Genomic DNA, 25,938 nt, shown 5'->3' on the forward strand with positions numbered 1-25,938 from the left:
CTCGGCAACGGGAGTGCAACAGGGTCGGCAACCGGCTGCATTTTTCAGAAGGGAAGCTCCATCTGTTCCGTGACTTCCTCAAATCCTTCCGGGATTTTTTCAGCTCCGTTGCTGATGTCCGTTGCTTTCGTTTCACGCTCCCAGCCCTTTTGCCTGCCGTATTCCGGGAACACACGGGGGTTGGAAAAGTAATTCCAGCCCGTCACGCAATGGTTCATGATGTCGTTGACTTCCCGGATTTCCCATTGCTTCGGCTCGTCAAAGGGGTGGTTCAGGGCTTCCTTGAAAAGCTGCTTGGAACACACCATGCCGCCGGTATAGCGGTCAAGGTATGCCTGTATCATCCCGGCCTTGGTGTCCTCCGGCATGAAATCCCGCTGGTGTTCTTTGAGATAGCGCACCATTTCCGGGCTGAAAGACAGCTTAAAATCCCCGCTGCGGTAAACCGTCATGGCTTCTGCCCAGACCTGTGCAAGATAGGCTCTGGAAGCGGCTTCGTCCTCCAAAATGTGAACCTCGGCCTGTTCCGGGTACACCATGACCGGCAGGAAGCGCCGGTTGCCGGAACGGTCAAGGGGCAGGAAGTCAAGGGCATTGGAAGTGCCGCCGAACACACATTGCCGCAGCCTGTCCTCCGGGTGGGTTTCGTATGGGATTTTATAGACCTCCTTCTGTCGGCTTAAAAATGACTTGATTTCCTCAATGCTCTTGGCATTGGCGGTGGCAATCATCTCCGACATCTCGATAATCCAGTGGCCTTGCAGCTTGCGGTACACGTTATCATCATCCAGCTTCCGCAAATCATCGGAAAACCACTCGTCTTTTACTGCCAGCAGCCGGAAAAAGGTGGATTTCCCGGCTCCCTGACCGCCCACCAGACAGAGCATGACTTCAAATTTACAGCCGGGGCAAAATGCCCGGTGGATGGCTCCCAGCAGGAACAGCCGCAGGGCTTCATAGGTGTACTGGTCGGTGTCGGCTCCCAGAAAGTGGCGCAGGCAATAGCGGATACGCTCCTGCCCATCCCATGAAAGGCCGTTCAGGTAGTCCCGGACGGGGTGGTAGCCGTTTTCATTGGCAACAATCCCGATGGCGGCGGTAATCTTTTTCTCACTGGTAAGCCCATAGGTTTCTTCCAGATACAGGAGCAGATAGTTCATATCCGTGTCCGTGATGGCGGTGCCGATGCGGTGGTAGCCGATGGGCTTTACAATGTCCACTCGCTCGGTCAGCAGATTTTTTGCGATTGCCCCGGAAAGCAGCGGGTCATTCTGAAAGACGGTCAGGCAGTTGCGGATACTGTTGCGGACGCTGCCTTTCTCGGTGCTTTCCAGCATGGCCTTTACTTCCTCAATGCTCCGGGGCGGGGCTGCTTCTTGTATGGTCTGTTCTGCGGCCTGCCGTATCTTGGGCGGCAAGCTCTGCCATTCGTCTTTCAAGATTGCTCACTTCCTTTCCATAGTCAACGATAAGGACTGCCCGTTCCTCCATATCCGGGGAGAGCAGCACATCCAGCAGATATTCCACATGGGATTGCTTCTGCAAGGCTTCCACAAAAAGCGGGTGCCATGCTTCTTCCGGCATCTTAGGGGCATAGTCCCGTTTCCAGCGGCGCAGAAGATGGTAATAATCGGACAGCACCCGGAAGCAGTAACGCTCCATGCGGCAAAACCGCTGTTCCGGGGTTTCCTGCCGGGGTTTGGGTTTTCTCCTGCCGGGTGGTTCCCTGTCCTCATAGGGGATGGAGAACTCCTGCGCCAGCATGAGGGCGGCTTCCTTCGGACTGACAGCTTCCAGACGGGAAACAAAGTCAATCACATCCCCGTCTGCCTGACAGCCGAAACAGTGAAAGCGCCGGTCAACCTTCATGCTGGGGTTTTTATCAGCATGGAAGGGGCAGACACACATCCCGTTTCGTCCCACCCGGATTCCAAAATGCTCCGCAGCCTGCCGGGTGGTAACAGACTGCTTGACAGCTTTAAATACATTCAAATAAATCCTCCTGAAAATAAGAAAAGCGCCTGTCATTCTCGAAAAAGAAAATAGCAAGCGCCTATTAAAGTTCCATATCCTGTTTTTTCTCTGTGCGGGGCTGCTTCCGTTTCTCGGCCTGTTCTTCCCGGATACGCTGCGTCCGGCCTTTGACTGCCTGCTGGATGGACGGTTTCTTTCCCGGCTCGGCGGTCTGGCGGTACTGTTCAGACGGAAGAACCTGATTGAGCCAGTGACGCACATCCCGGAGAATCTTCACATCCTCCTGTAATGCGGACAACCGTTCCTTATATCCGGCAACTTCTCCGGCAAGCTGTGTCTGTTCCTCATTCAGCTTTTTAATGCTGTACTTCTTCTCCTTCAAATGCACCTTGAAATAACGGATAGCGGCATTATAGGCGTCCAGCTCGTCCCGATGGGCGGCGGCAAACTGTTCCCGTGGCTTCTTAAACCGGATGGCAGCATACTCCACATGAACCGGCTTATGGGCTTCAAAGTTGGCGATATGGGAAAGCAGGGTGTTGATTTCTTTCATACGCTGTTCTTTCGGCTTCATCTCTGCCCGGATGGAAACGGCCTGCCCGCTGACGGTATCCAGATAAGCGTCCAAACTCTGCACAGTGGACAGCTCCTTTTCCCGCAGATAGCGGATAGCTTCCATAACCTTGTTGAAATCGGCAACGCTGCCTGTAAGCTGGCCTTTGCTTGTCCAGCCTGTACGTTCCTCCCGGCGCAAATCCAGATATTTCCCCAGCAGCTCCGGCAGGGTGGGTTCCTTCGATTCCTGCAAGGCTTCCAGCAGGGCGGCTTTTTTCTCCTTCAGGTCTGCAATCCAGCCTTTCAGGTGGCGTACCATCTGCCGGATAGATTGCATAAGGGAATTGGCGGCTTTGATGTCCCGGTTCAAGTTGCCGATGTTGGTCTGTATCCCTCGTTTCTCCATCTGGCTGACTGCTGGCCCCATATGGACGGTGGGGATTTTATCAAGCCCCTGCCGTTCATAGGAACGAAGGTCAAGGCGCTCCGGGCGTCCGTTGGCTTCCAGATAGCGGTTAGCGGTAGCCGCCCAGCCCTGCCGCCAGATCTCTCCGTACTTCTGGTCGTTCCAGTCCACGGTATCCTCCTTGTGGCTTTTCCAGCTCCCGGACGGGAGCCGGATACGCTCGCCGTTCTCGTCAAGGTCATAAACCTTCCGGCTCTTGGGAAGCCATTTCCCGTTTTCGTCCATTGCCCGCATGGTCAGCAGGATGTGGGCGTGGGGATTCCCATTCCCTTTGTCGTGGATGGCAAAATCGGCAATCATGCCTTTAGAAACAAAAAACTCCCGGCAGTAGTCCCGGATAAGGTCGGCGTGCTGTTCCGGGGGGATTTCCCTCGGTATGGCAAGCACGATTCTCCGGGCAAGCTGGGAGTTCCATTGCTTCTCGATAGCTTCGGCGGCGTTCCACAAAGTATTGCGGTCTGCATACGCTGGTGGGGCGTGGGGCGGCAGCATGATTTCTGTATGGACAATCTCGCTTTTATGGGAATAGTATTTCTGCTTCTGGTCGTACTCGGAAAACAGCCGTTCCCCACTCTGGTAGGCGGCAGACGCAACGGCTGACTGGTGGTTGCTGCGCTGGATTATTTTTATATCATGGTGTGGACAGGGCATAGCGTTCCTCCTTCCTGTGGTTGATTTTGGGCAAAAGAAAAGCAGGAAACCGTTTCTGATTTCCTGCTTAGTGGTGTCGCTGGTAGGCGATTAGTATTCAGTTTTGAAGGTTCGGGTCAGGTTGGCTCGATGATGGAAAGCTGTCTAATAGCTTAAAAGTTTTTGTTCGCAAATTTACTTGTAATTCCAGTTTCTGTTTTATAAAATCCAAAAATCAGAAAAATAATTCCAACAACTACTCCTGCAAATACGGTAGTCTGTGTAGAAATATTAAGAAGAAGTAAGGATATACACAAAACGATTTCTACCAAACCTAATGTTTTGCCAATACCAATAAAAATATTAGGTGCTATGCTTTGTGCATAATCCCAATGCTCTTGTGACTTCCGAGATGTAGGCGTATTGTATCCGTTACCGGATGTCATATCTTTTACCGGGTGCTTCTTTAAGATATATCCTACAAAAACCATAACAAAGGGTATGATGAAATTCAAAGCAATCAATCCATACATAAAACCATCTCCTTAGATAGTGTTCGTCATTAGCTTTATTATACTACGGGCAGTCCTGTTTTGGAATAGATAAATTGTAAACTTGCTGGACGGGAACAGCTTGCAGCGCAAGGTGTTCCCGGGCGGCAAGTCCACAAAGGGGTAGCTGGCGCAGCCAGCGCAGGGGAAGTGTAGCGTCCCCTGTGATGATTGGAAGCAGCCGCAACGGTGCTGAAAATCATCCGCTTTCCGCAGGAAGCCCCCGGCAGGGCGCAACGCACCGGCTTGACCGGTGTATAGTTGCGCCCTTACTCCGTAAGGGATTCCCCGGCTACCCGCCCTTTCACGCTTTCTGCAACTATTTCCTTCATGCCACTTTGAGAAAATGCCTGTTTCAGAATGTCCATCACATCCTCGTCTGTCAGCACTTCCGGCCTTAAAAGGAAACTTTCCAGCATAGCTCCTCTGGTACAGAGCCGGTGCGTCCGTTCCTTCCGGGTAAGCTGCTTCACCTGGTGTTCCAGTATTTTTTCTTCATGCTGCGCCCGCCGCAGTCTGGCTTCGCCTTTGGCAATCTCCTGATTCAGCTTTTCCAGCTTCTCATTTATCATGGCAGCCCTCCTTTGGGAAGCAGCGTGTAAATGCGGTTTGGTTCTCCCACACCCCGGCGCACCCGCAGGATAAGCCCGATGTCCTCCAATTCTTTCAGGGAACGCTTCACAGTGACGGGGCTGCGGGAGAGGGCTGCCGCTAATTCCATGATAGGAAAACGGACAAACAAAATGCCGTTGCTATCCTCTATCCCTGCCGTAAGGGTGGTGTTCAGCAGACGGGCATACATGACTTTTGCTGTGCTGCTGATCGGCAGCCGAAGCATTGCGGCGGGTAGCGGCATACAAGGCGGCAGAACCGTGTCTGCGCTCATAAATTCAAATTCCATTTAACTGATTTTCTCCTTTCGCTTGGCTCGTTTTGACAGGTAATGGGGGCAGTCTATCACGACAGCCCGGAAACTCTGCTTGCACTTATGCTGGCACTTCCGGCACAGGTCGTTGTAGGCCACACGCCCCCGGTCATTGAGGAAGAAGGAAAGCTCCAACTTCCGTTTCTTGCTCATTCTCGGCATAGTGCCTCCTATCATAGAAAATCCGCCCATTTCAGCCGTAACAACGGGAACAGGCGGATAAAGGTTTTTGGTGTCATGTTTCGGGGCGATTTTCAAGGAAAATACGGCCATAGAGCCGCTTTGAAATGCCCCATAGTATTACGGACGGGGCAGACTACACCCCGCCGATTTGTCGTGTTTGGGTAGCGTTTTGGTATCAGTTCTGCCGGGTTGTCCTGCTGTCGTTCCTGCCCCTGAATCTCACAGCGGCGTTTCGTTCCCGTTGGTACGCTCGCTGCGGTCAAGGTTCCTCCATTTCCTTGCCGCAGGTCGTTGCGCTACATCGCCGGGGAGCATATCCCATCAGGCCGGTCATTCGATTGGAAATAATCCATCGATGAACTGACTTAATCATAGCTCATTTTTGAACCCTTTCCCGTATGTCCATAAAATAGGAAAACCGCCCCAAAATCGAAAAATTCCACGATTTCGGAACGGTATATGGTATAATAAGGAATAACAGCGGCAGCCAGCCGCAGGAAGGAGCGATGTGTTTATGAAAACCCGCATTTCCGTACAGGAACGCCTGAAAGATTTACGGGTGGAACGGGGCTTGAATCTGGAAGAACTGGCACAGGAAACCGGCATTTCAAAATCAGCCCTCGGCAGTTATGAAAACGACAACGACGAATACAAGGAAATTAACCACGGCAGCCTGTTGAAGCTGGCAGACTTCTATCAGGTGTCGGTTGACTATCTGCTCGGCCTTACCAATAATCGGAGATATGAAAACACCCCGATAGAAGAATTACATTTGAGTGATGAAGTCGTGGAACTGCTGAAAAGTGAACGCTTCAATAACCGGCTGCTGTGTGAGATTATCTCCCATGAAAAATTTAAGGAATTGCTGGCAGACGCAGAAATCTATGTGGACGGGATAGCAACCATGCACTTCCATGACACAAACAGCTCACTGGCTGCTTTACGGGCTATGGTACTGGAAGAACACCCCGAAGCTGCGGCAGACCGGGCAATCAAAGTGTTGGAAGCCTGTCAGATAGAGGAAGAAGATTTTTTCTGCCATGTGACGCACAAAACATGGGACGTCATTCTCCATGATATACGCAAGGCGCACGAAAATGACAGCGAAAGTGCGCCGGATACCACGCCTGCCGATGAACTTATACGGGAAGTACAAAAGGCCATGCAATCTCCGGGGGACAGGGTTCAGCAATTCACGGAGATATTCTGCAAGGCGTTCCGGCTCAAATACAAGCGGCTCTCACAAGAGGAACGAAGCCTTTTGAAAAAGCTGTTCAAGAAATCCCCGCTGATAAAACAGTCTGGTATGAACTTCCGGCGCAGGCCGTGGAAATAAAAACAGCCGTTGTAGGATTTTGTTCCTACAGCGGCTGTTTTTATTTATGAATCTTCTCCAACAAAAGACAGGATATTTTCATCAGTTTGTAATGTAATTGTTGCGCTTTCTGAATCATCAGAATAAACTCTTGTTCCATATACGCCTGTAACAGGCTCCTCTAAATTTTCAAAAGTTAATCCGAGTTTCGAAGAAGAATTGTCAATCTTTTCAAGCGAATATGTACCTGTCCATTCTTGTTTATGAGTGTTATCTGTTAAGATAAAACTTTTTTCTTCAAAACTCAATGTCAAATCCAATACTGGTATGTCATCATGCACTGAACCTGAGAATAACATATTACCATCTAAATCAGTAATAAATTCTAAAGACCAGTTATATGATGATACCGACCGAGTTTGGGAAGAATCACACGAACATAAGCCTACACACATAAAAAAACATACGCATATTGCCAATAACCGTTTCATTTTACCTATTACCAACCTTAATTCACAACTGTTTTGCATTTAATTAGGGAAGTGTCACAGGGTAAGAAATAGCGAAAGCTCCACCGCCTGCCAAGGCATTATTAGCGGTAGCAACACCAGAAACAGAAACCGTTCCCTTATCTCCGCTATTACCTGTTCTTCCAGTATCCACATCAGTTTCGATTGTTTCTTCACCGTCGGCTAATTCTGCAAATGCCGTATTGGTGGATTTTTTGTTCATAAGCACATTAACTGTACCAGTCATACCAGTGAACTCCGGTTTTGGAGATTCATACCACGGTACATACAACTTCACATGAACTTGAATCCCATCATCCTCATCATAAGTTGCATAAGAGTTAATACGAACATTAGCGACTGCTCTTTTGGTGACACCATCGGAAATCATAACATCGGTTAAGTATCCGTCATATTCTCCAATGACTACCGGCTGTTGAGTATCCGTTATTTCCGTTGTTGTTTCCGCTGCAAAAGCAGGAACCGCACTCACAGCAAAAAGCATACAAAACGCTACCAACGAGGTAAACAATCTTTTACTAAATTTTTTCATAAACAATGCTCCTTTCTAAAATGACCAGAACCTACATTTTTTGTATTCAGTTATTGGCAATATGCTACTAACCTGCAAGCACACTCTCAAATCATAAAATGTTTCAAATGTACTTGTTTTATTTTATGATAGCACTTATTTACATTGGGTACAATAGAAAATATACACCATTAAAATTTAATTTTTTGTGCAAATCGAATCAAATATAAAATTATATCGCTTTAGATATTGTCCTGTTCTAATTTAATCACATTCATAATACCACAATTCAAGGCTTCACAAATGCGAACCAGCGTTTCCATGCTGATATTCTTTCCCTTGCCCATGTTGGCAATCATATTTGTGGTAAGACCGGCGGCAAGCCGCAAATCCTCTTTCCTCATGCCACGCTCTTTCAGTGTGTTCCATAGTGGCTGATAACTAATGTGCATAGGCTTCCCGCCTTTCTTTCCATCGTCAAGTGTTTTATACCCATTATAGCAGAAATCTTGCGTTTCCACAATATTTCTTGACTACACCGCCGGTTCCGTCTGGATTGTGCTTTTCCTTTCTCCGCTTTTATTACATCTAATTAGCCATGAGCTGTTTAATGCCCTGTGATTTTGCACCCGGATTGTCGTTTCCATATCCCTCTAAGAGATTGATAACGCCCCAAATGCCAAGTCCTGCTCCAAGAGCGATAACCAAAGTCTGTAATACGCCGATTGCGCTGTTGAAAAATTCCATAAAACTCCTTTCTGCCGCAAATGCGGCTTGCCCCGTAAAAGGGCATAAAAAACGGCGGTCAGTTTTCAAACTGCCGCGGTCATAAGTCCCCGCGCTGCCTAAATGTCTGCCGCGCGGCGGTATTCAGTTGTCAGTGTGGCGATAGGAATTTTTGTAGGGGCGCGTATCATGCAAGTTGTCTTTTTCTTTGTTACTGCGTCAATTCCTCCTTTCTTTTCGCTGCTGCTCATACAGGGCTTCACACCGTTTCACAAACTGCCGGATAGCAGCTTGCCGCTGCTGTTCCCGCCGTTCAGCAATCGAAACAAGCCCGTTTATGGCTTCTGTGATTTTCTTGTCCTTTTTCTTTTTGATACGTCTATTCATGGTCGGTGTCCTCCTGCAAATCGCTTTCGCTGATTTCGTAGTAGTCAAATACTTCGTCCGGCTTCACAAGGGCGGGTCTGCGCCTTAAATGCTTTTCCATATCAAAAGTATTTTTCTTGTCATAGTCGGAAAGATATTTATAGTTGGGGTGCTTTGTAATGTCGTACTTATCGGAAAAGAACGGGCGCACCCCTCGTAGCTGTAAAATACATTTCCCGCCGTCCATAACCGCTATTTCATCTTCCGTCATAAGCTGCTTGCCTAACTTCTGATAGTTCAGCCCATGCGATACCTCGCGCCCCCGGTTCTCGGAAGTGTTGAAGCTGTCAATGGTTTCTTTCCCCAAGATTTCCGACATTTCTTTGAGGGTGGTTTTCTCCTTGCCGCCCAAGAAAAGGGTGGTGTCGCAGTTGCCGACTATGGTATCGGCGTTGTCCTTATAGATTGCCTTTAACTGGCTTTGCGACTGTAAGATAATCGACGCGGAGATTTCCCGGCTTCGTATGGTGGCTATGAGCTTTTCAAACTTCGGTATCTGCCCGATATTTGCAAATTCGTCTAACAGACAGCGCACATGGACGGGCAGCCTGCCGCCGTATTCATCATCTGCCTTGTCGCAAAGGAGATTGAAAAGCTGCGTGTAAAGAATACTCACAACAAAGTTAAAAGTATCGTCGGTGTCGCTGATGATAACAAACAGGGCGGTCTTGCGGTCGCCTATGGTGTCAAGCTCCATTTCGTCGGTTTCCATAAGGTCGCGCAGCTCTTTAATGTCAAAAGGGGCAAGCCGCGCACCGCAGGAAATGAGGATAGAGCTTCGTGTCTTTCCCGCAGATAACAGGAATTTCTTGTACTGCCGGACGGCAAAGTGTTCCGGGTCTTTTTCCTCCAACCGTTCAAACATGAGGTCAACGGGGGACTGAAATTCCGGGTCGTCCTCGCGTGCTTCACTGGCATTTATCATTTCAAGCAGCGTTGTGAAGTTCTTTTCTTCCTCCGGGGCTTCGTACCAAATGTAGCCGATAAGGGCGCAGTAAAAGAGCCGTTCCGATTTTACCCAAAAATCCTCCCCGGCTTTTTCCCCGTCCCCTTTGGTGTTGGCAATCAAGGTATTTACCAGTTTCAAAATGTCTTTTTCGCTGCGGATATAGGCAAAGGGATTATAACGCATGGATTTCTTAAAATTTATCGTGTTCAGCACCTTTATCCGATACCCGCCGCGCTGTAAGAGCTTCCCACACTCGACTAAAACCGTACCTTTCGGGTCAGTTACAACGTAGCTTGAGTGCATTTGCATTAAGTTGGGCTTCACAAAAAATCTCGTCTTGCCGCTGCCGCTTCCCCCGATAACAAGGATATTTTTATTCCTTGCATACTTCGGCTGCTTCGGGCGGCTGTTCATGGTAAGCCGTTCCGTCTGTGTCAGAAGCACGTTATTTTGAAATACCGGGTCGGTATAGGGCTTTATATCTTCGGCGTTGCCCCAACGGGCTGAACCGTATTCGATACCTTTTCGGTATTTCTTCGCGTTCTTGCCTTTGAAGTACACCATAAGCCGGATAAGGACAGCCCCCACAATACCGATAAGCAAATCCATAGGGGCAAGGCTCGGAAGCGGGGTTGCAAAGGCAGCGGAAAAGCCGTCTGCAAGGGAAAGCACCTTGCCGGAAAGGTCAGCCCCCGGCGCAAGGCGTACCGCTTGTCCGATTTTGTCAAAGAGATAGACAAAGAGCAGATAGGGGGCATTTAGGATAAGCAGCTTTTTAAGTTCCGGCTTCATAGCGATACCTCCCTGTCCTTTTTCTTCACTTTGTCCCTCTGTGCGTTCAGAGCTGCCGCCTTGTCTTTCAGAGTGGAAAGCAGCTTGCGGATAGAGGGCTTTTTATCCCTGCCTAATTTCTTTGCGGTAAATTCCCGGAACGCTTCGGTCATAACGTCAATATCCTTGCCCTTAAAAGACACAAGATAGGTCGGCGGCTTGCCGTTCTCAATCTTCTTGACGTTGTAATCAAGCCCGCTTTTCCTTGCGATAGGGTCAAAGGCTTTGATATTTTGGTCGGTAATCTCAATGTTGGAAACCTTTTCTCCCTGCTTCATAAGCTGCCGCATGGTGATTTTCCCATGCGGGGCTTTGGTTAGCTGCCCTTTGCCTTTGGCAAGCAGGGCTTTCATAGCCTTTTGCAGCACTTCGGCGGTCAGCTTAGATGTTTTGATTGCTAAAGACACGACTTTTTCATTGACTTCATCTTGCATGAAATCCCTCCTTTCATAGTTTGGTTAGGGTGGTGTGCCGCTTCGGGGCATAAAAATAAGGCGTACATTTTTCATGCCGCCTTTAGATACGCACCCGCAGCCCGTTCAAATCCGAAGCCCTCACACCGACAAGATACCAGTTGTCCCCGTACTCCATGCGGGTCGGCTTCCATTTGCCGCGTACAAACACTTCAAGGCAATCCCCACAATGCAATCCTCCGTAGTAGTCGTTAAGGTCAAAGCGAATGTCGTAACGGTCTGCCGTTTCATCAAAAATCAAAGCTCCTGTTTTCTGTGTCATATTAAAATCCTCCTGTTTTTTAATAGCCGCCGTACATATCGTGGTTGACAAGGGCGGTGTAATAGCTGTCAATGGTGTTGGGCGCGTTGAAAAGTACCGCTTTCAGATATTGCTTGATGTTACGGATTTTCGTGGTGTTCTCTTTCATGCAGTCAAAGACAAATTCAATGTGGCTGCTGTTCAGCTTCATAAACTTTGCTTTGACAAGCTCTGCCGGATAATCGTCCCCGGCGATACGAATTGTCTTTCGTTTGGTGCAGACAGTTTCAAGGATAAGGGACACAATCTCGTCCAAGCGTTCCCTGTCAATGTTGGTATGCTTGATAAAATGCTCATACTCGATATTGTCCTTGATGATTTCCTCATACACGCTGTATGCGTCTGCCGCTTCCGTTCCTTTCCGTTCCGGCTCTGCCGTTTCTTCCCTCAAAGGAGAGGGGTTAGGGGAAAGGATAGGAATGGAATGGTTACTTGATAAATCCGTATTTGATTTTTCTTTTTTTGGTAAGTCAGTCTTTTGTATATCTTTATTTAATTGCATTGGATTTTCCAACGTAGGTTTTTCCTGCGTAGGATTTTCCAATGTTGGATTTTCCAATGTTGGATTTCCCAATGTTGGATTTTCCAATGTAGGTAAATCCAAGTTAGGCGGCTGCTCATAGATGATGTAATCAGTTCCCCGCAAGCGTCCTTTCTCGTCGCGCTCCCTTGAACGCTGAATATATCCGGCTCTTTCAAGCTCCCGGACAGCTTCGCGGATAGCGTCGATTTTTTCCCGGTTGATATAGGACAGTCCCGCAAGGGTATAGTCCCAATCCTCCGGCAAGGACAGCATTTGCGATAACAGCCCTTTTGCCTTTAGGGAAAGTTCTTTGTTGCGTAAATGGTGGTTGCTCATAACCGTATATCCTGTGTTTCTCTCCACGCGGAAAACTGCCATAGCTTCATCAACTCCTTTGCTGCATATTTGTTACGCGGTAGAACAGCGATTTTAAGGGTTTAGGTATCAATCCCTTACCCTGTGAAAACCGTACCCGCAAAGCCTTGTGTAGCAAGACTCTTTTTGCCCCTACTGCGTAACATGAGGGTAAAAAAATAGCGGCGTTCCTTGTTTCCCGGTTGGGATAAGGTAACGCCGCCAGTGCGGTGCTATATGAAATTGTGTGATTGCCGACGTGCCGCGCCGCCAGTGCGTCGCGTTTGTATTGGGTTGTTTCATGCTCGCAAGATGTTCCGGCATATCAAGGCGCAATCCGTTAAAAGTAGTAAATTGGTAGTAAAATCAATCTGAAATCCTGCGAATGTGCTTGTATTTCAAGGGTTTTTCGGGATAATCAAAATTTTTTTCTCGAAAAGTTGGGGTGAATTATGGTTTAACGGAGTGTCGGTCGGGGATTGAAATTTAGCTAACGCTAAATTATCCTCCCAAAAACAAAAAAGTTTACTCAATTTTTTCAAAAATTGCGGGTTTGGGCAGCGCCCATAAAAATCTTCCGATATAACAAATTATTATGCACTGACAGCCTGCTGTCAGTGTGCGTAAAACAGAATTTGAAAAAACAGGCGGTAGCCGTTGTAAACGGAAATGCCAAAAATATAGGCAACGCATTGCGTTGCCTATGAAGATTAAGTATGTTTTCTTTTATTGCTCTCGCATTGACTTTTGCCTATTCGTTCAAGCCGCCAAACAGCAAGCTGTTCGGCTATCGTCAGATTGCGTAAGCGGAAAGTATTTGTGGGCTTTGCCCACACCCACAACCTTTGAAAAGGTTGACCAAACTTTTATAACTTTTATAATTACTTGTCAAAACACTCTGCTAAACCATAATTTTAAACTACCTTGACGGTAACATCAATTCTTTTTGTGCGGTGCATTGTGTCTTCAACGCTGTAAGTCAGCTTATATGTACCGACTTTATCGGTAAGAACATTGCCTGTTACGGATATTTTATCTGTAATATCGTTTGAACAGGTGTCAACAGCGGTTACACCCTCAAGCAGGTCGGCGGTTTCGCCTTTGGTTATAGTCAAATCGCTTGCGCCGTGAATTTCAGGTGTCTTTGCTGCATACGGATTCTGCGGATCATCGTCGGTAGGGTCCCAGCCACAGGTATGGTCGGTAATTTTAATTGCCTCCGGTTTGCCGAGCGGACCCGGATTGTCGTCATCGTAAACGGTTACGGGTGTGTTTTCGGGACAATTATCATATATCCACTTTACATCTGCGGTTTCCATTCTTACACAGCCGAGTGAACCCTCATCTCCGAGTTTGTTGAACTCCTCGGTTTCGAGTGTGTCGGCGCTTGCGTCTTCATACGGAACGGAATGAAAAAGATAATCGCCGTAAAATCCCGATACATAATGACCGTAAACATCATTGAAAAGCGGATTCCATTCCTGCTTGTAGTAAATGTAGAAATCGTCGCCGAGAACGGTAGCTTTGTCAATACCGGTTGAACAAATCATTGCACGGACAGGAACAGTATATTCGCCGTTTTTGTCATAAGTGTAAACCGTAACGCAGTTTTGCGAGCGATTGACTTTAATAAAATAAGGATTTTTCTCGTAAATATTATTAAGATTTTCATTGAGAACATCGGTATTTGCAAGATAGCAGGTTGAATATCCGTCATAAATGCTCTGCGACTGAGCAGCAACCGTAATATTGTAGGTATGGCGGGTGTTGCCTATCTGTGCGGTAATTGTAGCCGTACCCTCGCTTAAGCCGTCAATTCTTCCACCGTCATCAACGGTAACGATATTGTTGTCACTGCTTGACCACTTTGATTTTACGAGTTCTTCGGCGGTTGCCTCAGACGGAGTGATAATTTTTATTTCATTACATTCAATGCTTATATCGGCGGTTTCGCCCGTTACAATAACGGTCGGCTGTTTGCTGTTTGCCAACGAAGGTTGAGTTGTATTAATGTTTTTATTGTCGGCAGGTACTGAATTATCGGAAGTTCTACCTGCCACAGCGGTTACTATTACCGATACGCCAAGTACTGCCGCAAGCGTAAGAATAAAGGATTTACGATTAATGGATTTAAAATTCATCAAATTATTCCTTTCGTTTGTGTCTTTTAGTTTATTTTATTACATTATTATATATGTTTTTTTAAAAAAGTTCAAGAAATATTTAAATATTCAACAAAATCCCCGTGAAATATGTTAGAATATGTTTGGTGATTGGATATGTTACATTTTATAAAACACTTCAGAACGATTACAAGACACAGGCATAAGGTTATTGCTCACTGCGCAAAGGCAGGAATACTTTGGCAGGGGTTAAGGCACGACCTTTCAAAATATTCACCGACGGAGTTTATTCCTGGTGCAAAGTACTACCAGGGCAACAGAAGTCCTAACGAAAAAGAAAGGGAGCTTTACGGCTACTCAAAGGCATGGATGCATCATAAGGGCAGAAACCGTCATCACTACGAGTATTGGAATGACTACAATCCTAAGACAAAGCAGATAGAAAATGTGGAAATGCCGATTAATTATGTAATCGAAATGTTTTGTGACAGGGTCGCCGCAAGTAAAATATATAACGGTTCAAATTACAAAGACAGAGATTCTTTGGATTACTTCGGCAGGGTAAAGGGCAAACACCGTATGCACGAAAACACAGAGAAACTGCTTGAAGAATTACTTACAATGCTGAGTGAAAAGGGAGAAGAAGAAACTTTTGCTTATATAAGAAAATTAAGAAAAATCAAAAAATAATTTCTTTGTGATTTTAATGAATTTATTTTACCGATTTTGCGTTTTAAAGTACTGAAATGCTTTTTCCGCTTGTAAAGAGCAGAACAAAAATCAACAAAATTTATGTAAAAACAAATAATAAAAAACAAGTAATTGTTAAATTTTTCACATATTAAAAAATATACCGAAAATCGGCGGCGCTATAGGCAAAAAATATAGGGAAAATTCGGCTTTTTTAGGCAAAAATAAAAAGCATTAGTAATTTTTGAAAATCCTTGACTTTAGCAAAAAAATGTGGTATTTTATATATGCTGATTTTGTGACGGAAACAATAAATCAGCAACGCAAGGCTTACATTGCCGTTTCGGCAAAAAAGCAATAAAATCAATTCAATGAGAGTTAATCTCGTCTATTGAAAATGCTTGAAATGCCGACGGTTCAAATCAATCACGGTTTGAGCCTTGTCGGTTTTATTTTTGAAATACAGGGGGTTATTCTATGCGTTCCGAATGGAGTAATTTTGTTGGCGGACTTTGGGAATCTGAAATCAATGTCAGAGACTTTATCCAGAAAAACTACAAGCCATATGACGGCGATGAGTCTTTCCTCGTAGGTCCTACTGAGGCTACAGAAAAGCTTTGGGGCAAACTTAAAGAACTTCAGAAAGAAGAAAGAAGCAAGGGCGGCGTACTTGATATGGAGACTGAGGTTGTTACCTCACTCACAGCTTACGGCGCAGCATACATTGACGAAGATCTTAAGGATCTTGAGCAGGTAGTCGGTCTTCAGACTGACAAGCCTTTAAAGCGTGCATTTATGCCTTACGGCGGCATTAAGATGGCTGAACAGTCATGCCAGATGTACGGTTATGAGCCAAGCCCTAAGCTTCACGAAATCTTTACAAAATATCACAAGACACATAACCAGGGTGTATTCGATATCTACACACCTGAAATGAAGGTAGCTCGTCACAACAAGATTCTTACAGGTCTTCCGGATACATACGGCAGAGGCAGAATCGTAGGCGACTACAGAAGAGTCGCTCTTTACGGTATTGATTACCTTATCGAGTGCAAGAAGGAAGACTTCGCCGAAACAAACCGTCAGGGTATGAGAAGAGGCGACTTCCAGCTCAGAGAGGAAATCGCAGATCAGATCAAGGCTCTTAACGGCATGAAAGAAATGGCTGCAATCTACGGCTTTGATATTTCACAGCCTGCTAAGAACGCTAAAGAAGCTGTTCAGTGGCTCTACTTTGGTTACCTCGCAGCTATCAAGACTCAGAACGGTGCTGCAATGAGCGTAGGCAGAGTTTCTACATTCCTCGACATTTATATTGAGCGTGACCTTGAGAACGGTACACTTACAGAGGCACAGGCACAGGAGCTTGTTGACCACTTTGTTATGAAGTGCCGTATGGTTAAGTTCGCAAGAATCGAAAGCTACAACCAGCTCTTCTCAGGTGACCCTGTATGGGCTACTCTTGAAGTTGCAGGTATCGGTATCGACGGCCGTTCACAGGTTACAAAGAACGACTTCCGTTTCCTCCACACACTTGAGAATATGGGCCCTTCACCTGAGCCAAACCTCACAGTTCTTTATTCTTCAAGACTTCCTGAGGGCTTTAAGAAGTACGCTTCTAAGATCTCTGTTCAGACAAGCTCAATTCAGTATGAGAACGATGATGTTATGCGTCCGGTATGGGGCGATGATTACTCAATCTGCTGCTGCGTATCTGCAACAGAAACCGGTAAGGAAATCCAGTTCTTCGGCGCTCGTGCTAACCTTGCTAAGTGTCTTCTTTACGCTATCAACGGCGGTGTTGATGAGAAGACAAAGGTACAGGTAGGTCCTGAATACAGACCGATTACTTCTGAATACCTTGACTATGATGAGGTTCTCAAGAAGTATGACGCTATGATGGATTGGCTTGCTCACCTCTATGTAGGTACACTTAATATGATTCACTATATGCACGACAAGTATTACTATGAAGCTGCCGAGATGGCTCTTATTGATACTAACTGCCGTCGTACATTTGCTACAGGTATCGCTGGTTTCTCACATGTAGTTGACTCACTTAGCGCTATTAAGTATGCTAAGGTTAAGGTTATCCGTGATGAAGACGGTATTGCTACTGACTTCGAGATCGACGGTGAGTTCCCAAGATACGGCAACAACGATGAGAGAGCAGACGAAATCGCTGTAAACCTTCTCCGTAAGTTTATGAGCAAGATCAGATACTGCCACACATACAGAGATTCAGAGCCTACAACTTCTATCCTTACAATTACATCAAATGTTGTATACGGTAAGGCTACAGGTTCACTTCCTGACGGCAGAAAAGCAGGCGAGCCACTTTCACCTGGTGCTAACCCATCTTACGGTGCAGAGCAGAGCGGTCTTCTTGCTTCACTTAACTCTGTTGCTAAACTTCCATACGAGTATGCACTCGATGGTATTTCAAATACACAGACAATCAGCCCGGATGCACTCGGTCACAATGATGACGAGCGTGTAAACAACCTTGTAAATGTACTTGACGGTTACTTCGATCAGGGTGCACACCACCTCAATGTAAACGTATTCGGTACAGAAAAGCTCATCGATGCTATGGAGCATCCTGAGAAGGAAGAGTACGCTAACTTCACAATCCGTGTATCAGGTTACGCTGTTAAGTTCATTGACCTTACAAGAGAGCAGCAGCTCGATGTAATCGCAAGAACTTGCCACAAGTCAATGTAATTTAATAATGGAAAATAAAGAGTTAGTCGGCTATGTCCACTCACTCGAGAGCTTTGGTTCTGTTGACGGACCGGGTGTAAGATATGTAGTATTTTTGAGCGGTTGCGCAATGCGCTGTCAATTCTGCCACAATCCCGACACCTGGCAAATGAGTAAGGGTACACCTTACACAGCAGAAGAATTGCTTAAAAAAGCTATCGCATATCGCCCTTACTGGAAAAGTGAGGGCGGTATTACAGTTAGTGGAGGAGAGCCGCTTTTACAGATTGATTTTCTTATTGACTTTTTTAAAAAGGCAAAAAAGCTCGGTATAAATACAACGCTTGATACAAGCGGAAACCCGTTTACTACAGAAGAACCTTACTACTCAAAGTGGAAAGAGCTTATGCAATATACGGATTTGTTGTTACTCGATATTAAGCATATTGATGATGAACAGCACAAAATTCTTACCGGGCATACTAATGTTAATATTCTGCAAATGGCAAGAGAGCTTTCGGATATGGGTAAACCCGTATGGATTCGCCATGTACTTGTTCCGCAGAGGAGCGACTATGACGAGTATCTGTATCGTCTTGCCGATTTTATAAAAACTCTTAAAAATGTCAAGAGAGTTGAAGTGTTGCCGTACCACACACTTGGAGTGTATAAGTGGAAAGAACTTGGCATCGACTATAAACTTGAGGGCATTGATCCGCCAACACCCGAGAGAGTTCTTAACGCAAAAAAAATTCTCGGTTGCGAATAATAACCTAATATTTTTGGGACAGTCTGATGACTGTCCCTTTTTGGTTAGTTGAGATTGTAAATTTGGGGTTTAATGCACCAATTTAAGCGAAATAATTAAAAAATTTAGGGCAAGCCTTTTTAAAGGCTTGCGGGTTTGGGCAGCGCCCATAATATCTTCCGATATAACAATTTATCGGGCGCAAACAGCCACGCTGTTTGCGTGTTAAGACTAAGTTTGTTAAAACGGGCGACAGCCGTTAAGAAAAGACCTGTATTTTGTTAATGAAATAACGAATTTCTTTTCTTATTGCTCTCGCAAAGGCTTTCGCCTATTTGTTCAAGCCGCCAAACAGCAAGCTGTTTGGCTATCGTCAGATTGCGTAAACGGAAAGTATTTATGGGCTCTGCCCAAACCCGCAATTTTTGAAAAATTGAGTAAACTTTTTTATTTTTGGGCGGATAATTTAGCGTTAGCTAAATTTAAATGCCAAACTGATAATGAATATGCCTCTAATTTACATAAAAATAAAAATAGCTATTGACGGTTGCAATATAATTTGCTATAATATTGCAGGTTCAAAGATTATATAAACTCGTAATACGGACGGGTGTATCTACAAACTGCCTTAAACTGTTTAACTATAATCCCCGAGTAGGGGCATATTATAGTTGTTTTTGGTGGTTTTTTTATTTGCCTTTACGCTTTACTTTTTAACATAAAGGAGAAAAATGAAAAATGATGAAAAAATATGATGTAATTATTGTCGGTGCAGGCCCGGGCGGTATTTTTTCTGCCTATGAATTAATTACTAACAATTCAGACCTCAAGGTTGCTGTTTTTGAAGAGGGTCATTTGCTTGAAAAAAGAAAATGCCCTATTGACGGCGACAAGGTAAAAAAATGTATTTCTTGCAAAACTTGTTCAATAATGAGCGGATTTGGCGGCGCAGGTGCTTTTTCTGACGGTAAATATAACATTACCAATGATTTCGGCGGTACTTTATATGAATATATCGGCAAGAAAAAGGCTATTGAATTAATGCACTATGTTGATGATATAAATATGCAGTACGGCGGCAGCGGTACTAAATTGTATTCAACAGCAGGTTCAGGCTTTAAAAAACTTTGCTTGCAGAACAAGCTTAATTTATTGGACGCATCTGTTCGCCATCTCGGTACTGATAAAAACTACATTGTGTTGAATAACATATATAATTTTCTTAAGGATAAGGTCGATTTTTACTTTGACACTCCCGTCAGCAATATTGAAATTTTGGGTGATGATAAAGGATATATCATTAACACCGAAAAAGAAAGTTACGAGTGTGAAAAATGTATTGTTTCAGTTGGTCGAAGTGGAAGTAAATGGATGGAAAAAGTTTGCAATGACCTTAAAATTCCGACAAAATCTAACCGAGTTGACATTGGTGTTCGTGTTGAGCTGCCTGCTGTAATTTTTGCAAATCTTACAGACGAACTTTATGAAAGTAAAATCGTATATCGTACAGAGCAGTTCGAGGATAATGTGCGTACATTCTGTATGAATCCTAAGGGTAGTGTAGTTACAGAAAACACAAACGGCATTATTACAGTAAACGGTCACAGTTATGAGGACAAGGAAAAACAAACGGAGAATACAAACTTTGCGCTGCTCGTAAGCAAGCATTTTTCAGAACCCTTTAAAGACAGTAACGGTTACGGTGAAAGCATTGCAAGACTTAGTAATATGCTCGGCGGAGGAGTAATTGTTCAGCGTTTTGGCGATTTAATCCGTGGCCGCAGAAGTAACCCGAAAAGAATTGAGGAAGGTCTGGTTGTTCCTACACTGTCGGCTACACCGGGTGACCTTAGTCTTGTATTGCCGAAGAGAATACTTGACGGCATTATTGAAATGATTTATGCCCTTGATAATATTGCGCCGGGTACAGCGAATGATGATACATTGCTCTATGGCGTTGAGGTTAAATTCTACAATATGGAAGTTGAAGTTGACGAACACCTTGAGTCGCTTCATAAAGGACTTTATATTATTGGCGACGGCAGTGGTGTAACTCATTCCTTGTCACACGCAAGCGCAAGCGGTGTGTTTGTTGCAAGAGAAATTCTCAATCAGTAAAGTCAATAGAGAATATTTTAATGGTTCTCTGTATAACTTTTATTTGACAAATACTTGTGCTGTGCTATAATGTAAGTAGAAAATTTGTGTGAATTTTTCAACAAAGTTTTTTCGTCACACCCTTTGCGGGGTGTGACTTTTTTGTTTCGGAGGGAATTTTATGGAAACCTGTAACAAAATGGAATATCAACCTATAAACAGATTAATAATTAAGATGTGCTTGCCGCCTATGATTTCTATGTTTTTGCAATATTCATATAATATGATAGACAGTATGTTTGTTGCCTGCATTAATGAGCAAGCTCTTGCGGCAGTATCTTTGTCTTTTCCGATTACAAATTTAATGAACTCACTTTCAGTGTGGATTGGAGTAGGAATAAATGTTTTGATTGCCGGTTATTTGGGGCAAAAAAGGCAGGACAAGGCAAATTCTGTTGTTACAATGGGATTGATTTTGTCGTTATCGGTTGGTATAATTGTTAATATAATTGTACTTTTGACTATGATACCGTACTATTCTGCCTTTACGGAGGACAGTCAAATTTTTGAATACGGCTGTATATATATGCAGATTTGTGCATTTATGCAAGTGCCGAATATGGTACATATTGCAATTCAAAAAATGCTGCAGGCTACAGGCAATATGATTTCTCCTATGTGGTTTCAGATTGCGGGAGTGGTGTTTAATCTTGTGTTTGACCCATTGCTTATTTTTGGAATAGGCCCTTTTCCTGAAATGGGAATTAAAGGAGCTGCTTTGGCAACCGTTTTAGGCTATGTTTTGTCAATGCTGATTTCATTATATGTACTTATATTTACTAAGCAAAAGGTAAAACTGAAAATCAAGAGTTTTGTTTTTGATTTTCATATGTTTAAAAATATATTTGGATATGGATTGCCTTCGTTTGCCATGAATGTTTTAAGTTCATTAATGATAACTTTTGTCAATCTGTTTTTAGTCACATATTCTGATACGGCAGTGGCTTTTTTCGGAGCGTATTTTAAGGTACAGCAGTTAATATTTATGTCGGTAAACGGTTTAATTCAAGGTTGTTTGCCGATTATGCGTTATAATTACGGTGCAAAAAAATACGAACGGGTTAATCGGACATATCACAGCGGAACTGCGATAGCGGTGATTATAATGGCTGTAGGTACGCTTTTACTGGTATTGTTTCCGCGACAAATACTTTTGTTGTTTTCCGCATCGGAAAAAATGTGTTCTGTCGGAATACCTGCAATAAGAATAATGGCGCTTAGCTATTGCTTTGGCGGAGTATCTACCATGATTGCCACTTATGTTCAGGCAATGGGTAAAATTGTACCGAGTATGGTTATTCAGGTACTTCGTCAAGGAGTTTTATTGTTTCCTCTTATGTGGCTGTTGAACAATAACTTTAATATTATGGGAATTTGGTGGTCTTTTCCTCTGACTGAATTTATTGTATTTGCAATAGCCGTAATAATTGTAAAAATGAATAAATCACAAGTAAAAAATATTTAATCGGAGATTAAAACAGCTATGGCAAAAACAAACATACAAGAAGAATTACGGCTGCTGCACACCATACCGCCTGTGTTTAACCGAAATTCCAAAATATTAATTCTCGGCAGTTTTCCGTCCGTAAAATCACGGGAGGCGGAGTTTTTCTACGGGCATAAGCAAAACCGCTTTTGGAAAGTTCTTGCCAATCTTTTAAATGAAAGCGTTCCCGAAAACACGGAAGAGAAAAAACAACTGTTGCTAAGTAACGGCATAGCTTTGTGGGATGTTATAAAGTCCTGCACAATTACAGGTTCAAGCGACAGTTCAATAAAGAATGTTGTGCCGAATGATATTGAGCCGATTTTACAGACGGCAAATATATCGCAAATTTTTACAAACGGTTCGACTGCTGATAGACTGTATAAAAAGCATATTTATCCGTTTACACAAATTGAGGCAATAAAACTTCCGTCAACAAGTCCTGCAAATGCGGCATTTACACTCGACAAACTTTTACGGGAATGGAATGTGATTTTAAAATACTTATAAAAAGCACCGCATAATAAGCGGTTTTATGCTTGTTATGCGGTACTAAATTATGATTTAGTTTAGGTTTTGAACGGACATTGAAATTTTAGCTAACGCTAAATTATCCGCCAAAAAATAAAGAAAGTTTACTGAACCATAATTTATTCAACACTGAAAATTGGCAGCATCACTTAAAAATGATACTGCCGATTTTTTATCTGAACATATAGTGTGCGGTGTCGAGCATGGATTCCATTGTGTGGATTGCTTTGCTGGCTTTTCTTTTAAGCTTTGGATTTTCGTCATACATTTTTCTTCCGCAGCAGCCAACAGCTATGCCTGCCATCATACCTAAGGCAACACCTTTCATAATGTCTGTTATCGGCGAATGAAACATAAGTCTTTCCTCCTGTAAAAATTGTATTTATTATTTGAGCAAGATTGTTCTTGCATTATTATTGTTTACGATTTAAAATAGAATAAAACAGAATTTTGAATTTTTGGAGTGATAAGATTTGGCAAAGCTTAATATTGTGCTGGTAGAGCCTGAAATTCCGCAGAATACAGGCAATATTGCAAGAACCTGCGCCGCAACGGGAGCAAGTCTGCACCTTGTCCGTCCTCTCGGTTTTTATATTGATGACAAAAAACTAAAGAGAGCGGGTCTTGATTATTGGCACTTGCTTGATATTACATATTACGATGATTTAAACGATTTTCTCGAAAAAACAAAGGGTGGCAGGTATTTTCTCTTTTCAACAAAGGGTACTCATATTCATTCAGATGCCGAGTATCCCGATAACTGCTATATTATTTTCGGAAAGGAAACCAAGGGACTGCCCGAAGAACTTTTGATGCAGTATCCCGAAAGCACGGTCAGAATACCTATGATTGACGAGGCAAGAAGTCTGAATCTTTCAAATTCAGTTGCCATTGCAACATATGAAGTGCTAAGACAGTGGAATTATCCGCAGCTGCAGAGTATAGGCGAACTGCATAACCACAAATGGAGCGATGTTTTAAAGTAAATCTCATAAATATTTTGTGCATAAAAAATCCGTAAATTCAATTATTATACGAAAATTTTTTTGGAATTGCTCGAAATTTTTTAGATTTATATTGATAAAACCAATGTTTTGATATATAATATAATTGACTGTAAAAATGCTATATTTTTACATTATTCTTCTATTAGAAAGGATTGTTCAATAATGAATCTTAATAAGGTTACAGTTGATGACATCAATGTAAAAGGTAAAAGAGTTCTCGTTCGAGTTGACTTTAATGTTCCGCTCAAAGACGGCGTTATTACAAATGATAACAGAATTACAGCAGCTCTTCCTACAATTAAAAAGCTTATCGCAGACGGCGGTAAGGTTATTCTTTGCTCACACCTCGGCAAGCCGAAGAACGGCCCAGAGGCTAAATTCTCACTTGCTCCTGTTGCAGTAAGACTTTCCGAGCTCCTCGGCAAGGAAGTTATCTTTGCTGACGACGATGAGGTTGTAGGCGAGAACGCTAAAAAGGCAGTTGCAGAAATGAAGGACGGCGATGTTGTTCTTCTTCAGAATACAAGATTCAGAAAAGAAGAAACCAAGAACCTTGAGCCATTCTCATCAGAGCTTGCATCTCTTGCAGATGTATTTGTAATGGACGCTTTCGGTTCAGCTCACCGTGCACACTGCTCAACAGTAGGTGTTACAGACCACATCAAGGATACAGCAGTTGGTTACCTCATGCAGAAGGAAATCAACTACCTCGGTAATGCAGTTGAAACTCCTGTTCGTCCTTTCGTTGCTATTCTCGGCGGCGCAAAGGTTGCTGACAAGCTTAATGTTATTTCTAATCTCCTTGATAAGTGCGATACACTTATCATCGGCGGCGGTATGGCTTACACATTCTTAAAGGCTCAGGGTAAGGAAGTTGGTCTTTCACTCGTTGATGATACAAAGATTGACTACTGTAAGGAAATGATGGCTAAGGCTGAAAAGCTCGGCAAAAAGCTCCTTCTCCCTGTAGATACAACAGTTTCTAAGACATTCCCTGATCCAATCGATGCTCCAATCGAGGTTGAGGTTGTAGATTCTTCTGCTATCCCTGCTGATATGGAAGGTCTTGATATCGGTACAAAGACACAGGCTCTCTTTGCAGATGCAGTTAAGACAGCTAAGACAGTTGTTTGGAACGGACCTATGGGCGTATTTGAGAACCCAACACTTGCAAAGGGCACAATTGCTGTTGCTAAGGCTCTTGCAGAAACAGACGCTACAACAATCATCGGCGGCGGCGACTCTGCTGCAGCTGTTATTCAGCTTGGTTTTGCTGACAAGATGAGCCACATCTCAACAGGCGGCGGCGCATCTCTTGAGTACCTCGAGGGCAAGGTTCTTCCGGGTATCGCAGTTATCGCTGACAAAAATTAATCTATAAAATCAATAGGGGCGGAGTATTCCGCCCTTAATGGTTTAATTTTATAACAGACAACAATTTTTAATTTCTTATAAATTATTTATCGGAAAGGAATATTACAATGGACAAGACAAAGAGAAAGGCAATTATTGCCGGTAACTGGAAAATGAATAAGACACCTTCAGAGGCTAAGGCACTTCTTGAGGCTGTTGTTCCTGCTGTAAAGGATGCTGACTGCGAAGTAATCGCTTGCGTTCCTTTCGTAGATTTAAGCGTAGCTCTTGAAACAACAAAGGGCTCAAATGTAAAAATCGGTGCCGAAAACTGCCACTGGGCAGAGAGCGGCGCTTTCACAGGCGAAATTTCTGCTCTTATGCTCAAGGAAATGGGTGTTGAGTATGTAGTTCTCGGTCACAGCGAGAGAAGACAGTATTTCGGCGAAACAGACGAAACTGTAAACAAGAGAACAAAGGCTGCTCTCGCTGCAGGCTTAAAGCCAATCGTATGTGTCGGTGAACTTCTTTGGGAGCGTGAGTGCGACATTACAGAGGAAGTTATCGCAAGACAGATTAAACTTGACCTCTTCAATGTTACAGCTGACGAGCTTAAGAACATCGTTATCGCTTACGAGCCTGTATGGGCTATCGGTACAGGCAAGACTGCTACAGCTGACCAGGCTGAAGAAGTTTGCGCATTTATTCGTGCTACAATCGCTAAGCTTTACACACAGGCTGACGCTGACGCTGTTACAATTCAGTACGGCGGTTCAATGAATGACGGCAATGCTGACGAACTCCTCTCAAAGACAAATGTTGACGGCGGTCTTATCGGCGGTGCTTCACTCGTTGCTGGGAAATTTGCAGCTATTGTAAAGGCAGCAAGCAAGTAATTAAATTTTAGGGGTACGGAC

General features: G+C 44.1%; 27 protein-coding genes, 1 pseudogene and 1 riboswitch. Of the genes and pseudogenes, 10 read left to right on the top strand and 18 right to left on the bottom strand.

Annotated features, from left to right (window positions below; translation table 11 throughout):
- Positions 1-44 precede the first annotated feature (44 nt).
- From I2E21_RS05900 to I2E21_RS05930, 7 genes are all read right to left on the bottom strand, one after another.
- Positions 45-1,337, bottom strand: a complete 1,293-nt coding sequence (locus I2E21_RS05900; RefSeq protein WP_007884071.1) for a virulence-associated E family protein — start codon at positions 1,335-1,337, stop codon at positions 45-47.
- Positions 1,338-1,350: 13 nt separating this feature from the next.
- Positions 1,351-1,992: a CHC2 zinc finger domain-containing protein gene (locus tag I2E21_RS05905; protein WP_014081132.1), complete on the bottom strand. Its 642-nt coding sequence runs from the start codon at positions 1,990-1,992 to the stop codon at positions 1,351-1,353.
- A gap of 64 nt (positions 1,993-2,056) precedes the next feature.
- Positions 2,057-3,646 carry a MobQ family relaxase gene (gene mobQ, locus I2E21_RS05910; protein ID WP_006859284.1) on the bottom strand — a complete coding sequence of 530 codons (1,590 nt, stop codon included), beginning with the start codon at positions 3,644-3,646 and terminating at the stop codon, positions 2,057-2,059.
- A 152-nt stretch (positions 3,647-3,798) separates the two neighbouring features.
- A complete protein-coding gene (locus I2E21_RS05915; protein WP_006859274.1) occupies positions 3,799-4,158 on the bottom strand; it encodes an SdpI family protein in 360 nt (119 codons plus the stop codon).
- A gap of 287 nt (positions 4,159-4,445) precedes the next feature.
- Positions 4,446-4,748 carry a DUF3847 domain-containing protein gene (locus I2E21_RS05920; protein WP_006859273.1) on the bottom strand — a complete coding sequence of 101 codons (303 nt, stop codon included), beginning with the start codon at positions 4,746-4,748 and terminating at the stop codon, positions 4,446-4,448.
- Positions 4,745-5,077: a hypothetical protein gene (locus I2E21_RS05925; RefSeq protein WP_006859272.1), complete on the bottom strand. Its 333-nt coding sequence runs from the start codon at positions 5,075-5,077 to the stop codon at positions 4,745-4,747. The genes I2E21_RS05920 and I2E21_RS05925 overlap by 4 nt, the downstream gene beginning before the upstream one ends.
- Complete coding sequence (locus I2E21_RS05930) at positions 5,078-5,263, bottom strand: hypothetical protein (protein ID WP_033118356.1); 186 nt, start codon at positions 5,261-5,263, stop codon at positions 5,078-5,080.
- Positions 5,264-5,798: 535 nt separating this feature from the next.
- Here I2E21_RS05930 and I2E21_RS05935 point away from each other — a divergent pair.
- The gene (locus I2E21_RS05935) at positions 5,799-6,620 is read left to right on the top strand and encodes a helix-turn-helix transcriptional regulator (protein WP_006859270.1); all 822 of its coding nucleotides are present in this window, start codon (positions 5,799-5,801) and stop codon (positions 6,618-6,620) included.
- A 44-nt stretch (positions 6,621-6,664) separates the two neighbouring features.
- Here I2E21_RS05935 and I2E21_RS05940 read toward each other — a convergent pair whose 3' ends face one another.
- The 10 genes and pseudogenes from I2E21_RS05940 to I2E21_RS05985 form a co-directional block, all read right to left on the bottom strand.
- A complete protein-coding gene (locus I2E21_RS05940) occupies positions 6,665-6,907 on the bottom strand; it encodes a hypothetical protein (RefSeq protein WP_243240599.1) in 243 nt (80 codons plus the stop codon).
- A gap of 226 nt (positions 6,908-7,133) precedes the next feature.
- The gene (locus I2E21_RS05945; protein ID WP_117841577.1) at positions 7,134-7,661 is read right to left on the bottom strand and encodes a hypothetical protein; all 528 of its coding nucleotides are present in this window, start codon (positions 7,659-7,661) and stop codon (positions 7,134-7,136) included.
- Between the two features lie 221 nt (positions 7,662-7,882).
- Positions 7,883-8,092, bottom strand: coding sequence for a helix-turn-helix transcriptional regulator (locus tag I2E21_RS05950; RefSeq protein ID WP_015514784.1), 210 nt, complete (start codon positions 8,090-8,092; stop codon positions 7,883-7,885).
- Positions 8,093-8,234: 142 nt separating this feature from the next.
- Positions 8,235-8,387 (bottom strand): annotated as a pseudogene (locus tag I2E21_RS05955) (Maff2 family mobile element protein); the annotation flags it as partial.
- Between the two features lie 198 nt (positions 8,388-8,585).
- The gene (locus I2E21_RS05960; RefSeq protein ID WP_165479718.1) at positions 8,586-8,753 is read right to left on the bottom strand and encodes a hypothetical protein; all 168 of its coding nucleotides are present in this window, start codon (positions 8,751-8,753) and stop codon (positions 8,586-8,588) included.
- Positions 8,746-10,533 (bottom strand): VirD4-like conjugal transfer protein, CD1115 family, encoded by a 1,788-nt coding sequence (locus I2E21_RS05965; RefSeq protein WP_003529196.1) that lies wholly within the window; start codon positions 10,531-10,533, stop codon positions 8,746-8,748. Before I2E21_RS05965 ends, I2E21_RS05960 begins: the two co-directional genes overlap by 8 nt.
- Positions 10,530-11,006 carry a PcfB family protein gene (locus I2E21_RS05970; RefSeq protein ID WP_055224705.1) on the bottom strand — a complete coding sequence of 159 codons (477 nt, stop codon included), beginning with the start codon at positions 11,004-11,006 and terminating at the stop codon, positions 10,530-10,532. The genes I2E21_RS05965 and I2E21_RS05970 overlap by 4 nt, the downstream gene beginning before the upstream one ends.
- An 82-nt stretch (positions 11,007-11,088) precedes the next feature.
- On the bottom strand, positions 11,089-11,307 hold the full coding sequence (locus I2E21_RS05975; protein ID WP_002610290.1) for a DUF5348 domain-containing protein: 219 nt from the start codon (positions 11,305-11,307) through the stop codon (positions 11,089-11,091).
- A gap of 19 nt (positions 11,308-11,326) precedes the next feature.
- Complete coding sequence (locus I2E21_RS05980; RefSeq protein WP_195410707.1) at positions 11,327-12,247, bottom strand: DUF6017 domain-containing protein; 921 nt, start codon at positions 12,245-12,247, stop codon at positions 11,327-11,329.
- Positions 12,248-13,137: 890 nt separating this feature from the next.
- Entirely contained in the window at positions 13,138-14,364 is a 1,227-nt protein-coding gene (locus tag I2E21_RS05985; RefSeq protein WP_195410708.1) for a L,D-transpeptidase family protein, read from the bottom strand.
- A 138-nt stretch (positions 14,365-14,502) separates the two neighbouring features.
- Here I2E21_RS05985 and I2E21_RS05990 point away from each other — a divergent pair, with 138 nt between their 5' ends.
- The 6 genes from I2E21_RS05990 (at position 14,503) to I2E21_RS06015 (ending at position 22,640) form a co-directional block, all read left to right on the top strand.
- Complete coding sequence (locus I2E21_RS05990) at positions 14,503-15,036, top strand: DUF5662 family protein (RefSeq protein WP_195410709.1); 534 nt, start codon at positions 14,503-14,505, stop codon at positions 15,034-15,036.
- A 477-nt stretch (positions 15,037-15,513) separates the two neighbouring features.
- Positions 15,514-17,760 carry a formate C-acetyltransferase gene (gene pflB / locus I2E21_RS05995; RefSeq protein WP_195410710.1) on the top strand — a complete coding sequence of 749 codons (2,247 nt, stop codon included), beginning with the start codon at positions 15,514-15,516 and terminating at the stop codon, positions 17,758-17,760.
- A gap of 7 nt (positions 17,761-17,767) precedes the next feature.
- Complete coding sequence (gene pflA, locus I2E21_RS06000; protein ID WP_022235313.1) at positions 17,768-18,508, top strand: pyruvate formate-lyase-activating protein; 741 nt, start codon at positions 17,768-17,770, stop codon at positions 18,506-18,508.
- Between the two features lie 544 nt (positions 18,509-19,052).
- Positions 19,053-19,151, top strand: a riboswitch (purine riboswitch).
- Positions 19,152-19,228: 77 nt separating this feature from the next.
- A complete protein-coding gene (locus tag I2E21_RS06005) occupies positions 19,229-20,605 on the top strand; it encodes an NAD(P)/FAD-dependent oxidoreductase (protein ID WP_117705567.1) in 1,377 nt (458 codons plus the stop codon).
- Between the two features lie 160 nt (positions 20,606-20,765).
- Positions 20,766-22,109 (top strand): MATE family efflux transporter, encoded by a 1,344-nt coding sequence (locus I2E21_RS06010; RefSeq protein ID WP_195410711.1) that lies wholly within the window; start codon positions 20,766-20,768, stop codon positions 22,107-22,109.
- An 18-nt stretch (positions 22,110-22,127) separates the two neighbouring features.
- Positions 22,128-22,640 (top strand): DNA-deoxyinosine glycosylase, encoded by a 513-nt coding sequence (locus I2E21_RS06015; RefSeq protein ID WP_195410712.1) that lies wholly within the window; start codon positions 22,128-22,130, stop codon positions 22,638-22,640.
- 193 nt (positions 22,641-22,833) lie between these two features.
- On the opposite strand, the gene I2E21_RS06020 is transcribed toward I2E21_RS06015, so the two are convergent.
- On the bottom strand, positions 22,834-23,016 hold the full coding sequence (locus I2E21_RS06020; protein WP_022235309.1) for a hypothetical protein: 183 nt from the start codon (positions 23,014-23,016) through the stop codon (positions 22,834-22,836).
- 118 nt (positions 23,017-23,134) lie between these two features.
- Between I2E21_RS06020 and trmL the strand changes: the two genes are divergently transcribed.
- The 3 genes from trmL (at position 23,135) to tpiA (ending at position 25,917) form a co-directional block, all read left to right on the top strand.
- A complete protein-coding gene (gene trmL / locus I2E21_RS06025) occupies positions 23,135-23,647 on the top strand; it encodes a tRNA (uridine(34)/cytosine(34)/5-carboxymethylaminomethyluridine(34)-2'-O)-methyltransferase TrmL (protein WP_022235308.1) in 513 nt (170 codons plus the stop codon).
- 183 nt (positions 23,648-23,830) lie between these two features.
- Positions 23,831-25,042 carry a phosphoglycerate kinase gene (locus I2E21_RS06030; protein ID WP_195410713.1) on the top strand — a complete coding sequence of 404 codons (1,212 nt, stop codon included), beginning with the start codon at positions 23,831-23,833 and terminating at the stop codon, positions 25,040-25,042.
- A 107-nt stretch (positions 25,043-25,149) separates the two neighbouring features.
- Positions 25,150-25,917 carry a triose-phosphate isomerase gene (gene tpiA / locus I2E21_RS06035; protein WP_195410714.1) on the top strand — a complete coding sequence of 256 codons (768 nt, stop codon included), beginning with the start codon at positions 25,150-25,152 and terminating at the stop codon, positions 25,915-25,917.
- The last annotated feature ends 21 nt before the right edge of the window (positions 25,918-25,938 follow it).

The organism is Ruminococcus sp. BSD2780120874_150323_B10 (genome assembly GCF_015553695.1).
Classification (GTDB): Bacteria; Bacillota; Clostridia; order Oscillospirales; family Acutalibacteraceae; genus Ruminococcoides; species Ruminococcoides intestinale_A.